General features: G+C 62.3%; 10 protein-coding genes and 1 CRISPR repeat array. Of the genes, 9 read left to right on the top strand and 1 reads right to left on the bottom strand.

Going from position 1 to position 13,570, the window contains the following annotated elements; all coding sequences use genetic code 11:
* Window positions 1-2 precede the first annotated feature (2 nt).
* The 9 genes from cas4 to ACU8HS_RS23535 all read left to right on the top strand — a co-directional run bounded on the left by cas4 (window position 3) and on the right by ACU8HS_RS23535 (window position 12,653).
* A complete protein-coding gene (gene cas4 / locus ACU8HS_RS23575; protein ID WP_447016323.1) occupies window positions 3-701 on the top strand; it encodes a CRISPR-associated protein Cas4 in 699 nt (232 codons plus the stop codon).
* Window positions 698-1,732 (top strand): type I-C CRISPR-associated endonuclease Cas1c, encoded by a 1,035-nt coding sequence (gene cas1c, locus ACU8HS_RS23570; RefSeq protein WP_447016322.1) that lies wholly within the window; start codon window positions 698-700, stop codon window positions 1,730-1,732. The genes cas4 and cas1c overlap by 4 nt, the downstream gene beginning before the upstream one ends.
* 8 nt (window positions 1,733-1,740) lie before the next feature.
* Window positions 1,741-2,031, top strand: a complete 291-nt coding sequence (gene cas2 / locus ACU8HS_RS23565; RefSeq protein WP_447016321.1) for a CRISPR-associated endonuclease Cas2 — start codon at window positions 1,741-1,743, stop codon at window positions 2,029-2,031.
* Between the two features lie 206 nt (window positions 2,032-2,237).
* A CRISPR array of direct repeats spans window positions 2,238-6,456; the repeat unit is 32 nt; unit sequence GTCGCCTCCCTCGCGGAGGCGTGGATCGAAAC.
* Between the two features lie 512 nt (window positions 6,457-6,968).
* Window positions 6,969-8,006: a LacI family DNA-binding transcriptional regulator gene (locus tag ACU8HS_RS23560; protein WP_447016320.1), complete on the top strand. Its 1,038-nt coding sequence runs from the start codon at window positions 6,969-6,971 to the stop codon at window positions 8,004-8,006.
* Window positions 8,007-8,025: 19 nt separating this feature from the next.
* Entirely contained in the window at window positions 8,026-8,976 is a 951-nt protein-coding gene (locus tag ACU8HS_RS23555) for an ABC transporter substrate-binding protein (protein ID WP_447016319.1), read from the top strand.
* Window positions 8,973-9,782 carry an ATP-binding cassette domain-containing protein gene (locus tag ACU8HS_RS23550; protein WP_447016318.1) on the top strand — a complete coding sequence of 270 codons (810 nt, stop codon included), beginning with the start codon at window positions 8,973-8,975 and terminating at the stop codon, window positions 9,780-9,782. The genes ACU8HS_RS23555 and ACU8HS_RS23550 overlap by 4 nt, the downstream gene beginning before the upstream one ends.
* Window positions 9,779-10,783, top strand: a complete 1,005-nt coding sequence (locus tag ACU8HS_RS23545) for an ABC transporter permease (protein ID WP_447016317.1) — start codon at window positions 9,779-9,781, stop codon at window positions 10,781-10,783. The genes ACU8HS_RS23550 and ACU8HS_RS23545 overlap by 4 nt, the downstream gene beginning before the upstream one ends.
* Window positions 10,783-11,853 (top strand): phosphotriesterase family protein, encoded by a 1,071-nt coding sequence (locus ACU8HS_RS23540; protein ID WP_447016316.1) that lies wholly within the window; start codon window positions 10,783-10,785, stop codon window positions 11,851-11,853. Before ACU8HS_RS23545 ends, ACU8HS_RS23540 begins: the two co-directional genes overlap by 1 nt.
* Before the next feature lie 29 nt (window positions 11,854-11,882).
* Window positions 11,883-12,653, top strand: coding sequence for a glutamine amidotransferase (locus tag ACU8HS_RS23535; RefSeq protein ID WP_447016315.1), 771 nt, complete (start codon window positions 11,883-11,885; stop codon window positions 12,651-12,653).
* 3 nt (window positions 12,654-12,656) lie between these two features.
* On the opposite strand, the gene ACU8HS_RS23530 is transcribed toward ACU8HS_RS23535, so the two are convergent.
* Window positions 12,657-13,559 carry a PfkB family carbohydrate kinase gene (locus ACU8HS_RS23530; protein ID WP_447016314.1) on the bottom strand — a complete coding sequence of 301 codons (903 nt, stop codon included), beginning with the start codon at window positions 13,557-13,559 and terminating at the stop codon, window positions 12,657-12,659.
* Window positions 13,560-13,570: the final 11 nt, after the last annotated feature.

Raw genomic sequence — 13,570 nt, 5'->3', positions numbered from 1 at the left:
CCATGCAGCCGGCCGAGGAGAATGCCGGAGACGACAATGCGATCGAGGAGAGGGGTGAACCTATTCCGTTGTCCGCCCTTCAGCACGCCGTGTATTGTCTACGACAGGCAGCGCTGATCCATGTGGAGCGGGTCTGGGCCGACAATCGGTTCACGGCCGAGGGCAATGTGCTGCATGCAGTGGCCGACAAGGGCGGCGCGCGAAAGGCACGCGGTGTGCGCCGCGTCATGGCGCTGCCAGTTGCCTCGCAGCGGCTGAACATTTCCGGTGTGGCCGATCTCGTAGAGTTTCACCCGGCGGCCGACGATGAGGGGGCGGCTGAGACGCCCTTTCCGATCGAATATAAGCGCGGCAAGCCGAAACTGCATCGCGCCGACGAAGTGCAGCTCTGCGCCCAGGCGCTCTGTCTAGAGGAAATGACGAGTAGCGCGGTGCCGGAAGGTGCGCTGTTTTATGCCGAAACCAAGCGCCGTCTCACCATTCCTTTCGATGCGAATCTGCGGCACCTGACCGAACAGGTGATCGCCGATCTGCAGGTGGTCTTCGACAGCCGCGACACGCCGCCACCCACGGTGCGACGCGAACGTTGTCGCGCTTGCTCGCTTCTGGAACTCTGTCGACCCGATGCGGTGGCGCGGCCCGTGAAGGTCTGGCGCAGCCGAATGCTGGAGAAGTTGCTGGCGGAGGAGGCGGTGCCGTGAAGAAGCTCCTCAACACGCTTTACGTCACCACCGAAAACGCCTCGCTGCGCAAGGATGGCGAAAATCTGGTGGCTGAGGTGGAGGGAGCGGAACGTGCCCGTGTGCCGCTGCATATGCTGGCATCGGTCGCCGTCTTTGGCGCGATCTTCGTGTCCCCGGCCCTGATGGCCGCCTGTGCGGCGGGCGGCATCACCATCGTGCTTCTCGATCGCAACGGCCGCTTCCAGGCGCGCATCGAAGGACCCGTCACCGGCAATGTGCTGCTGCGCAGGGCGCAATATCGCGCCTCCGACCGGCCAGAGGAAATCGTTCGCTCGATCGTCATCGGCAAGATCGCCAACCAGCGTTCCGTGCTGATGCGGTCGCTCCGCGACTATGGTCCGGAATTTTCGGACATGGACAGGGCGGCGATCGTCGCGGTGACGGAGCGGCTGGCGCGCATCGTCCGCCGCGTCGAACTTTCCGACGAGACGCTCGATGCTTTGCGTGGTTCGGAAGGCGAGGCGGCCAATCTCTATTTCTCGGTCTTCAATCACCTGATCCGTTCCCCAGATGCGGAAATGCGCTGGAAGGGTCGCTCCCGCCGCCCGCCGCTCGATCCCGTCAACGCACTCCTATCGTTTCTCTACACGCTTTTGACCCATGATTGCCGCAGCGCCTGTGAGAGCGTCGGCCTCGACCCGGCCGTTGGTTTCCTGCATCGTGACCGACCCGGCCGTCCGAGCCTGGCGCTCGACCTCATGGAGGAGATGCGCCCGGTCATGGCCGACCGGTTGGCGCTGTCGCTGATCAACCGCAGGCAATTGCGGGCCAGGGATTTCGAGATCCGCGACGGCGGTGCCGTGATGATGTCGGACGATGCCCGCAAGCTGGTACTGACGGCATGGCAGGAGCGCAAGAAGGACGAACGGCTGCATCCCTTCCTGGAGGAAAAGGCGCCGCTGGGGCTGACACCTTACCTGCAGGCGCAGATGCTGGCGCGGCATCTGCGCGGCGATCTCGATGCCTATCCGCCCTGGCTCTGGAAATAGGACCCGCGATGCTTGTTCTGGTTACTTATGACGTCAACACGATCGAGGGCAAGGGCGCAGCACGCCTGCGCGGCGTGGCGAAGGCTTGCCGTGACTACGGCCAGCGGGTGCAGTATTCCGTTTTCGAAATCGAAGTCGATCCAGCGCAATGGGTCAAACTGAAGACCCGGCTCGAAAGTATCATCAATCCGCAAATCGACAGCCTCCGATACTACTATCTCGGCTCCAACTGGCAGCGAAAGGTAGAGCATGTCGGCGCAAAGCCCACCACCGATCTCGGTGGAACGCTGATCGTCTGAAACATGGCATATCCCTTCGACATTCCGGTGCGAACCGCAAGCGTGCTGTCCAACCCTGCCAGGTTCGCACCGTCCGCAGCTCTTTGACATTGTTTACTTGTTTTCCGTCGCCGTCGGGCCATTGCCGTTGCTGCCCGGGATTTCAGGATGGCTTCGCGAAAGATTGGGTCTTTTCCGAAGCGCCGCAACCAATTAGCTGTGGGACAGTCGCCTCCCTCGCGGAGGCGTGGATCGAAACGGTTCATGCTCGCCGCCGCCGTCCTGTCCGGCCTCGTCGCCTCCCTCGCGGAGGCGTGGATCGAAACTTGAGCCTACTCATCCTTGACACTCCTTTGCGCGCGTCGCCTCCCTCGCGGAGGCGTGGATCGAAACCATGCCGACATAGCCGCGAGAACGAATGCGGAGGTCGCCTCCCTCGCGGAGGCGTGGATCGAAACAGGGTGATAGGATACCTTCAGCATGGCGGTCCCCTGTCGCCTCCCTCGCGGAGGCGTGGATCGAAACGCTCCCGAGCCGCCGAAAGAAAAACAGACGCGGGCGTCGCCTCCCTCGCGGAGGCGTGGATCGAAACCCGCATTACGCCAGCAAGTGCCTCAAGATCAGGACGTCGCCTCCCTCGCGGAGGCGTGGATCGAAACCTCCATGCGGAATATTCCAGCTCAATTTCGTGAAGTCGCCTCCCTCGCGGAGGCGTGGATCGAAACTACTGCGGAGAGGCTGGCGATACGCCTGACCACTTGTCGCCTCCCTCGCGGAGGCGTGGATCGAAACCTCTAATAAGCGGTGTCGCTCACCGCGTGGCGTGGGTCGCCTCCCTCGCGGAGGCGTGGATCGAAACGGCGGCCCATGCGGCGTACCGTGCGGCGTCTGCGGGTCGCCTCCCTCGCGGAGGCGTGGATCGAAACAGCGGCATGGAGCGCGCCGTGATATCCTGGTTGGTCGCCTCCCTCGCGGAGGCGTGGATCGAAACTCCCGAGCCATTCTTTCCAGCCGGCTAGCAGCGCAAGTCGCCTCCCTCGCGGAGGCGTGGATCGAAACACTGACGAATGGCGACATAAGCGCATAGATGCCGTCGCCTCCCTCGCGGAGGCGTGGATCGAAACTGTCGCTCAACGACAGGCGCTGCAAACGTGAGCGGTCGCCTCCCTCGCGGAGGCGTGGATCGAAACGGCATGGTCGAGCGCTATCATGAGCATTGCCCGGAGTCGCCTCCCTCGCGGAGGCGTGGATCGAAACAGATGACGGGCCACGACGGCTTTATCAAGCCGGAGTCGCCTCCCTCGCGGAGGCGTGGATCGAAACTGCTGCGACCTGACCAAATCGGCGCGGATCGTGGAAGTCGCCTCCCTCGCGGAGGCGTGGATCGAAACCGAAGGCAAGGCCGCTCTGGACATGGGCTGAAACGCAGTCGCCTCCCTCGCGGAGGCGTGGATCGAAACATCCGCACCCTGAAGGAGCGAGACAGGGAATACATGTCGCCTCCCTCGCGGAGGCGTGGATCGAAACTTTTCGCGGTCGTTCTGCAGGTCGCCGATAACCTTGTCGCCTCCCTCGCGGAGGCGTGGATCGAAACGCCATAATGGGCGCTTTCGGCCTACTCGCCTTGCGTCGCCTCCCTCGCGGAGGCGTGGATCGAAACAACGTTGCCGACGCCGCCGCCGATCTCGGCTACTGGTCGCCTCCCTCGCGGAGGCGTGGATCGAAACCTTGCAAGGCTGTCCGGCCACCAACCGGGACCTTGTCGCCTCCCTCGCGGAGGCGTGGATCGAAACGCCGCCCTGGCGCAGATTGCAGTAGAAATCATCCTGTCGCCTCCCTCGCGGAGGCGTGGATCGAAACAAGGTGTTGGCTATCGCCGTATCCACCCAGCCCTGTCGCCTCCCTCGCGGAGGCGTGGATCGAAACGTTCCCGCGTCAGGAAAAGCTCAAACGCGATCCACGGTCGCCTCCCTCGCGGAGGCGTGGATCGAAACTACTACGAAATGATCGAGGCCGCATATCCGCAGCGTCGCCTCCCTCGCGGAGGCGTGGATCGAAACGCGTAAAACGCCGCGACGTAGGCTCCTACGAACCGTCGCCTCCCTCGCGGAGGCGTGGATCGAAACCAGATCATGCATAAGTCGGATGAGGCGGAAGTGTCGCCTCCCTCGCGGAGGCGTGGATCGAAACTCTTATTTTGTGGTCCGGGATTACCGGCCCACCGTGTCGCCTCCCTCGCGGAGGCGTGGATCGAAACCAAGCCAAGACACCATCGAAAGAGGATATCGAGGCGTCGCCTCCCTCGCGGAGGCGTGGATCGAAACGTGCCGAGGCGCGCCGCCTCGATCGCCGCGCCGATGTCGCCTCCCTCGCGGAGGCGTGGATCGAAACAATACGATGGTCGCCGGTGCGGTCGGGTCGATCCCGTCGCCTCCCTCGCGGAGGCGTGGATCGAAACGTCTTTACGAGGATCGCGCGCCGGCCGGCGAAATCGTCGCCTCCCTCGCGGAGGCGTGGATCGAAACTTTATATCCAATACGATAAAAACCGAGTTCGGGCGTCGCCTCCCTCGCGGAGGCGTGGATCGAAACCTTCTCGGTGCAGGCGTCTCCGGCTTTGCCGTCGGTCGCCTCCCTCGCGGAGGCGTGGATCGAAACGCTCCCGAGCCGCCGAAAGAAAAACAGACGCGGGTGTCGCCTCCCTCGCGGAGGCGTGGATCGAAACAGCGAAGCAATAGCTCCCTGCAGCCAGTCGGGCAGTGTCGCCTCCCTCGCGGAGGCGTGGATCGAAACGACGCAGCCGAGAAGGACGCCAGACGCAACCACTCGTCGCCTCCCTCGCGGAGGCGTGGATCGAAACTCGGCCAAGCCGGAAGAAAAGCCGGAAGAGAAAAAGCGTCGCCTCCCTCGCGGAGGCGTGGATCGAAACACCGCGTTGACGAAGACCGTGGATCTTGGCAGCTGTCGCCTCCCTCGCGGAGGCGTGGATCGAAACACACCAGCCGCATCGCCAAGGCGAAAGCCAAAGTCGCCTCCCTCGCGGAGGCGTGGATCGAAACTTCTTGCGCGGCCGGCGGGGCAGATCCACCAGCAGTCGCCTCCCTCGCGGAGGCGTGGATCGAAACACCGTTTGCGACCGCGTTGGCGGGATGGAAAGCCGTCGCCTCCCTCGCGGAGGCGTGGATCGAAACAAGATCGGCGGTGCGGTTGGCAACAGAGCGGACGGTCGCCTCCCTCGCGGAGGCGTGGATCGAAACAGCAGGTTTGCCGGGATCTTCACCGGCCGGTACTCGTCGCCTCCCTCGCGGAGGCGTGGATCGAAACACCCGCGCCCTGGGCGTCAAGATCGTTGCCGATGGGTCGCCTCCCTCGCGGAGGCGTGGATCGAAACTGCGTCTCGTCCGACCGCTTGCCGGGATTGATGCGTCGCCTCCCTCGCGGAGGCGTGGATCGAAACTGAGAGACGACGCCGCCTATATGCGCGTGACCTTGTCGCCTCCCTCGCGGAGGCGTGGATCGAAACATCTATGCCATCCGCAATATCGCGACTGGCAACGTGTCGCCTCCCTCGCGGAGGCGTGGATCGAAACGTTTGCTTAACGACCTCGGCCTGCGCGGCGGATCGGTCGCCTCCCTCGCGGAGGCGTGGATCGAAACACTGACACTCGACCAAAACAGGAGCGAATGAGTGGTCGCCTCCCTCGCGGAGGCGTGGATCGAAACGGGGCCTGCCTTATTTGGTGGCCCGGAGGCCTTGGTCGCCTCCCTCGCGGAGGCGTGGATCGAAACGCACTGACGCCACCGCCCAGGTCGACAATATCAGTCGCCTCCCTCGCGGAGGCGTGGATCGAAACGTCACCTTGGAGAGAGGGGGGCCGCGAAATGAGGGTCGCCTCCCTCGCGGAGGCGTGGATCGAAACAAGTACGTCGTTCCGGACTGGGATGACGTGTCAAGTCGCCTCCCTCGCGGAGGCGTGGATCGAAACAATAAGCTGCGAGCCGAAGACGGTATTGCCGGTGGTCGCCTCCCTCGCGGAGGCGTGGATCGAAACGCCAATATGCGCAATGAAAAAGGCCCAGGCGGTGTCGCCTCCCTCGCGGAGGCGTGGATCGAAACAATAACGCGCTGATCGTTCGCGAACAGCGTTGCCGTGTCGCCTCCCTCGCGGAGGCGTGGATCGAAACGCCCACCCGGCAATGCGATTGGCCCAGGCTTCGGTCGCCTCCCTCGCGGAGGCGTGGATCGAAACACCCTGACTGGCGCAGCAGGGCCTTCGGGGATCCGTCGCCTCCCTCGCGGAGGCGTGGATCGAAACTGCGCATCATCACCGTGCGGCTTTGCGGCCGCGGGTCGCCTCCCTCGCGGAGGCGTGGATCGAAACAGCAGCAGCAGGCCAAGGCCGTCAAGGATGGCGGTCGCCTCCCTCACGGAGGCGTGGATCGAAACTCTAGCATGGCTGGCACCGCGGCAACGGCGGGGCGGCGTCGCCTCCCCAGCGGAGGCGTGCCAAAGCCAGCACAGATCATCAAACGCAGGCCGAATACTGCGGCAATGTCTATCCAGCCCGCACGGCCAGCTGCACGCCAGGCTGAGGAAGTCGCTTACTTTCTTGGGGCGCCACAGAAGTCCTCGCTGTTGGAGGCTCCAGCGCCGCTTCAGAAACCCGTTGAGCCGCCGCTGCCTTGCACCGATCCGCGGCACTCTTGCCGACGATGGTGTCGAAGCGGTCCGCGATATCGTCGCCGGGATCATCATCGATTGTGACGGCGACGACTTTGCAATACGGACACGATTTTGCCGGTGGCGCCCTCGGCTGTTCACTTTCGGTTCCGACGAAATCCGAGAATGCAAGATTTTTGCGAGGGTCGATTGGAGAAACCTTCGCCGAGGCTCTTGACAGTTTCTCCTTGGTCGGAAAGGCTGAGTAAAGCGGTTTACTAAAGCGGTTTACAAGCTCAATGGCGCAAGATCGGACCCCAGGATTGAAGGATGTGGCGAAAGCCGCCGGCGTCTCGGTGACGACGGTCTCGCGCATGCTGAATGGATCACTGGATCTCCCCGCTCTCACCAAGCAGCGCATCGAAAATGCGATCGCCTCGCTTAAATACCAGCCGAACCCTCATGCGCGTCGATTGAGCCGCGGTCGTTCCGACACGATCGGCCTCGTCGTTCCCGATATTGCCAACCCGTTCTTTGCGACCATGGTGGCGGCTGTGGAGGAGGAGGCGAATGATCGAGGTCTTGCCGTTTCACTCTATGCGACGCTCAACAGGACCGGTCGCGAAGTCGCCTATCTCAAGCTGATTGAGCACAATCACGTCGATGGGCTGGTATTCGTTACCAACCATCCCGATAGCGGCGATCTGGCGGCTCTTATCAATCGGACCGGCAAAGTCATTGTCGTCGACGAAGACGTACCGCTTGCCGCTGTTCCCAAGCTCTTCTGCGACAACTTCCAAGGGGGGCATCTGGCGGGCCGTCATCTGGCTGAATTTGGCCATCGTCAGGTGCTCTACGTCGGTGGCCCTGACGCCATGATCAGTACCCAGCGGCGTTTCAACGGATTGCGCGAAGGGCTGCGAGAACGCTTTGGCGACGACATATCAATCAGACGCTACAGCGGCGAGTATACGATTGCCTGCGGGCGCGATATGGCACACCGGTTCCTGGACGAAGGCATGCCGGCGACGGCCGTCTTTGCCAGCTCCGATGAAATCGCAATTGGCATGATCGAAGTCCTTCGGGAAAGGGGGATCTCGATCCCTGATGACCTGTCGATCATAGGCTTTGACGACGTCAGTCCGCTTCACCTCTTTGCGCCTCCTTTGACCGCGATCAGGCAACCGGTGCGTGCCATCGGCCGTCGCGCCCTGGCTCTTCTTCTCGAAACAAACTGGCAGGAGAGCAAATCGCTCGCCACCGAGGAACTCGTGCCAGTCGAAATCGTCGTGCGGAACTCCGTTGCGCCGCCGACGACCCATAAAAAGCAACGATAACGAACCAGAGGATGAGAACATGAAACAGATCAAACGTCGGGCGTTTACAGCCGCTCTTGCCTTTACCGCGCTCGCCGGCGCCACACTCGGAGCGTCTCTTGCCCAGGCCGCCGGCAAGACCTATGCGCTTGTGCAGATCAACCAGCAGGCGCTTTTCTTCAACCAGATCAACGAAGGTGCCCAGAAGGCGGCCGATGCATCCGGTGACAAGCTGGTCATCTTCAACGCCAACAATGACGCTTCCGCCCAGAACAGCGCCATCGAAAACTACATCCAGCAGAAGGTCGATGGCCTGATCGTCGTGGCGATCGACGTCAACGGCATCATGCCGGCCGTCAAGCAGGCGTCGGATGCCGGCATTCCGGTCGTTGCCATCGACGCGGTCCTGCCGGACGGCCCTCAGAAGTCGCAGATCGGTGTCGACAACGGCAAGGCCGGCACCGACATGGGCGTCTATTTTCTCGACTATGTGAAGAAGAACATGGGCGGCAAGGCCAAGGTCGGCATTGTCGGTGCGTTGAACTCCTACATTCAGAACCTTCGCCAGAAAGGCTTCGAGGATGCCATCAAGAGCGACGGCATCGAGACATCAGGGGTCGTCGACGGCCAGAATATTCAGGACAACGCACTTGCCGCGGCCGAAAACCTCATCACCGGCAATCCAGACATGACGGCGATCTACGCAACCGGCGAGCCAGCTCTCCTTGGCGCGATCGCCGCCGTTCAGAGCCAAGGCAAGCAGGACAGCATCAAGGTCTTCGGCTGGGATCTGACCGCGCAGGCGATCTCCGGCATCGACGATGGCTATGTCGTTGCTGTCGTTCAGCAGGATCCGGCCGGTGAAGGCAAGGCGGCGGTCGAGGCGCTCGCCAAGCTGACCGCAGGTCAGAGCGTCGAAAAAAGCATCTCCGTCCCGATCACGATCGTGACGAAGGCCAATGTCGAGCCGTACCGGGCCGTCTTCAAATGATGAGTGACAACCGGCCTGTTTATGCCGGAGCCGGGGAGGCGCAAGCCTCCCCGCATTCCTCCGGCTCGTCCGCGCGAATACCTGCCGTCTCGCTTCGCGGTATTCGCAAGACCTTCGGTTCGCATCAGGCGCTGCGCGGCGTTGACCTCGATCTCTTCCCGGGCGAGTGCCTCGGTCTCGTCGGCGATAACGCTGCCGGCAAGTCGACGCTGACCAAGATCATTTCCGGAACCTATCTGCCGGACGAGGGGACAATTTCGCTCAACGGCGAAGAGGTTCGCTTTTCCGGGCCTGCGGATGCTCGTGATCGCAATATCGAAATGGTTTTCCAGGATCTGAGCCTGTGCGATCACATCGATGTTGTTGGCAATCTGTTTCTCGGGCGTGAGCTCACCAGAGGTCCGTTTCTCGACCGTCAGAAAATGATGAACGAGGCGCGCAGGATGCTGGACGCCCTCGAGATCCGCATCCCGCGCCTCTCCGCCAAGGTGGAGAAGCTGTCAGGTGGCCAGCGCCAGGCGATTGCGATCGCCCGAGCCGCATCGTTTAACCCCAAGGTCCTGATCATGGACGAGCCGACCTCGGCTCTCGCGGTCGCCGAAGTCGAAGCCGTGCTCGCTTTGATCAACCGGGTGAAGGCAAAGGGCGTTTCCGTCGTCCTCATCACCCACCGTCTTCAGGACTTGTTCCGGGTCTGCGACCGGATCGCCGTCATGTACGAGGGTACGAAGGTCGCCGAGCGCGATATCGCCAGGACCAATCTCGAGGATCTCGTCAAGCTCATCGTCGGGGGAGAAAGACATTGACCGTCTACACCGAACGCGCCAAGGGCTCGCCGATGGCCGACTTCCTGAGCGAAAACGCCCAGGTGCTGTCGATTGCCTTCTTTTTTCTGGCATGCCTCGTCTTCTTTTCGCTGACGACCACCACCTTCATGACGGCAGGAAACATCCTGAACATCGTGCGTCAGGCTGCGCCCATCCTCGCCGTTGCGGTCGCCATGACGCTCGTCATCGTAACCGGTGGCATTGATCTGTCGGTCGGCTCGATGCTGGCGCTGATCAATGCCGTTGCCGCCATTGCGCTCGCCACCGGCATTCCCTGGCCGGTCGTCTGCCTCGGCATGCTTGCCCTCGGCGGCATTGTCGGCCTTCTTCAGGGCTGGTTCATTGCCTATCAGAATATTCCCGCCTTCATCGTAACCCTTGCCGGGCTTTCCATCCTGCGCGGCGTGGCGCTCTATCTGACACAGGGCTATTCCATCCCGATCAACAACGAGCCCGGCTTCTTCTATCTGGGACGCGGCGAACTGGCCGGCTTTCCTGTTCCGGCGCTCATCGCAATCCTGGTCGCGATCGTCGGATATGTCGTGATGGCCGTTACCAAATACGGACGGCAGATCGTGGCGGTCGGGTCCAACATGGAGGCCGCACGCCGGGTCGGCATGCCCGCAAAATGGATCGTCGCCTCGGTCTACCTCGTATCCGGGGTCGCCTCGGCGCTGGCAGGCCTTTTGATCGCAGCGCGTCTCGGCTCCGGCTCGTCAAATGCGGCCGTCGGCTTCGAATTGCAGGTCATCGCGGCCGTCGTGCTCGGCGGCACCTCGCTGATGGGCGGGCGCGGCACCATGATCGGGACCGTTCTCGGCACCATGACTATTGCCGTCATCGGCAACGGCCTGATATTAATGCATATCTCACCCTTCTTCACCCAGATCGTCACCGGTGCGATCATCCTGATCGCCATCTGGCTGAATACCCGCATCTTCACCGCCAATTTCCGCTTGGCAGCCAGGAGGAAGAGCTGATGGCGGCAAACGAGCTATCGCCCGGTCACCTACGCTCCGGCAATGTGATGACGGTCCAGGGGCCGATACCGGTGTCGGACATCGGCATCACGCTGATGCACGAGCATATCCTCAATGATTGCCGTTGCTGGTGGCACGCGCCGAAGGAACCCGAACGGCAATATCTTGCCGAAGGTTTCGTCTGCATGGAAATCCTCAGTGAACTCAGGCAGGATCCTTTCGTCAACAGGCACAACATCACGCTCGACGACGAGAAGCTTGCTGTCACTGAGCTCAAGGATTTTGCTGGCCTTGGCGGCCAGACGGTCGTCGAGCCGACATGCCAGGGCATCGGTCGCGATCCGCTCGCCCTGCGACGAATATCGAAGGCGACGGGACTGAATATCGTCATGGGAGCCGGCTTCTATCTCGGCTCCTCGCATCCGCAAAAGGTTGCCAGCATGTCGGTTGGGCAGATCGCCGATGAGATCGTGTCTGAGGCGGTAATCGGCGCTGATGGCACCGATGTCAGGATCGGCCTGATCGGCGAGATCGGGGTATCGTCGGATTTCACTGCGGAGGAGGAAAAATCGCTGCGGGGTGCCGCACAGGCACAGGTACGCACCGGCCTGCCCCTGATGGTCCATCTTCCGGGCTGGTTCCGCCTTGGGCACAGGGTTCTGGATGTCATCGCCTCCGAAGGCGGCGATCTCAGGCACACGGTGCTCTGCCACATGAACCCCTCACATGACGATCTCGCCTACCAGTCGGAACTCGCCGCTCGCGGCGCATTTCTCGAATATGACATGATCGGCATGGATTTCTTCTATGCGGACCAGCAGGTGCAATGCCCGAGCGACGAGGAAGCGGCGCGTGCGCTCGTCAAGCTGGTCGAGATGGGACATACCGACCGTCTTCTCCTGTCCCACGACGTGTTCCTGAAGATGATGCTCAAGTATTACGGGGGCAACGGCTACGCTTACATCCTGCGTCACTTCCTGCCGCGCCTGAAGCGTCACGGACTTGATGACGCGACGCTCGATATTTTCATGCGCGCCAATCCGCAATCGGTCTTTCAGGCGAGCGCCTGACTGCAGACATAAAAAGAAATGGAAACATCATGACAAAGAAGGTTCTTCTCGTCGGCGAAAGCTGGGTCAGCTCGGCTACGCATTACAAGGGCTTCGATCAGTTCGGCAGCGTCACCTTCCATCTCGGCGCCGAACCGCTCGTCAAGGCGCTCAAGGGTAGCGCGTTCGATCTCACCTACATGCCGGCCCACGAAGCGGTTGAACAATTCCCTTTCGATATCGCCAGGCTCGATGCCTATGACGCGATCATCCTGTCTGATATCGGCGCCAATTCGCTGCTTCTTCCGCCTGCGGTCTGGCTGCAGTCGAAGACCGTTCCGAACCGCCTGAAACTTATCAAGGCCTGGGTCGAGAAGGGGGGCGGCCTCTTGATGGTCGGCGGCTATTTTTCCTTTCAGGGTATCGATGGCAAGGCGCGCTGGCGCCGCACGCCGGTCGAGGATGTTCTGCCCGTCACCTGCCTTCCCTATGACGACCGGGTCGAAGTCCCCGAAGGTACGACACCTGTCCTCGTCAAGTCCGGTCACGAGACCGTCGCCGGCCTCTCAGGCGAATGGCCACTGCTTCTTGGCGTCAACGAGGTGGACGTGCGCGAGCGTGACGATGTGGAAGTCATCGCTCGCCTGCCTGAAGAGGAGGGCGGTCACCCGCTCCTGGTGACTGGCCGCTTCGGCAAGGGCAGGACAGCCGCATGGACGTCCGATATCGGTCCGCACTGGCTTTCACCCGCCTTCTGCGAATGGGAGGGCTACGGGCGCCTCTGGAAGAACATCCTCGGCTGGCTGACGGAGGCGAAATAGCCGTTACTCGCCGGCAAGGATGCCGGCGAGTTCTGCCCTGCTCGGAAAGGCCGAGCGCGTGCCCCGGCGGCTGACGGTGATGGCGGCGGCCGCGGTTGCGTGATGGATGGCTTTGGCGTCGAGTGCGGTGGAGCGGAGCGCGGCCGAGGCAAGTGCCACCGCCATGAACGTGTCGCCGGCGCCGGTCGTGTCAACGACCTCTGTGGCACGGGCGGGAACGGTTGCAAGCACTTCGTGTCCGCTTGCAAGGATAGCGCCGCTGCCACCGAGCGTCAGGACGGTCTGTGACACTCCGGCTTCCGCCAGGCGGCGGATGGCGGCCTCGCCGGAGGAACCGGTCAGGCTTTCAGCCTCGCCCCTGTTGAGAAAGGCGACGTCGATAAGCGGCCAGAGTTCGGCAAAGTAGGGGCGCAGCGGCGAGGGATTGAAGGCGGTTTTGAGGCCACGGTGTCTGGCTTCGGCGAGAATGCCGCGGGTGACGTCTTCGCTGAGATTGCCCTGCAGCACGACGAGGTCGCCGCTGACGGCATCGCCAAGCGGGGCAAGCGCCTCCGACAGGGTCAAGGCTTCGGCCGATTCCGTCGTGGTGACGATGGCGTTTTCGCCGTCCGGCGTGGTGAAGATGATGGAGAAATCGCTGGTCCGGTTCGGGCTGCCCAACAGACGGGCATCCAATGCCTCGCCGGCAAGCTGGTCGCGGATCGTCTGGGCGCGGAAATCCTCGCCGACAGCCGTGACGAGTGTGGTGGGAAGGCCCGTGCGGCCCATCACGACGGCCTGATTGGCGCCCTTGCCGCCAAGGTCGCGGGTCTCCTCCCGACCGAGGATCGAGGCACCGGCTTCGGGCATGGACATTACGGAAATGGTTTCGTCGACGGCGACGTTACCGATGACATAGGCACGCATGGCTGGCTTTC

This window comes from Rhizobium sp. KDH_Rht_773_N, assembly GCF_052946295.1.
Note: the sequence above shows the minus strand (reverse complement) of the source record. Positions and strands in the feature narration are given on the sequence as shown.

Bases quoted from the DNA above. Each gene is read 5' to 3' on its own strand.
- cas4 (WP_447016323.1), top strand. From the start codon at position 3: ATGCAGCCGGCCGAGGAGAATGCCGGAGACGACAATGCGATCGAGGAG.
- ACU8HS_RS23540 (WP_447016316.1), top strand. From the start codon at position 10,783: ATGGCGGCAAACGAGCTATCGCCCGGTCACCTACGCTCCGGCAATGTG.
- ACU8HS_RS23535 (WP_447016315.1), top strand. From the start codon at position 11,883: ATGACAAAGAAGGTTCTTCTCGTCGGCGAAAGCTGGGTCAGCTCGGCT.
- ACU8HS_RS23530 (WP_447016314.1), bottom strand. From the start codon at position 13,559: ATGCGTGCCTATGTCATCGGTAACGTCGCCGTCGACGAAACCATTTCC.
- cas2 (WP_447016321.1), top strand. From the start codon at position 1,741: ATGCTTGTTCTGGTTACTTATGACGTCAACACGATCGAGGGCAAGGGC.
- ACU8HS_RS23560 (WP_447016320.1), top strand. From the start codon at position 6,969: ATGGCGCAAGATCGGACCCCAGGATTGAAGGATGTGGCGAAAGCCGCC.
- ACU8HS_RS23550 (WP_447016318.1), top strand. From the start codon at position 8,973: ATGATGAGTGACAACCGGCCTGTTTATGCCGGAGCCGGGGAGGCGCAA.
- ACU8HS_RS23555 (WP_447016319.1), top strand. From the start codon at position 8,026: ATGAAACAGATCAAACGTCGGGCGTTTACAGCCGCTCTTGCCTTTACC.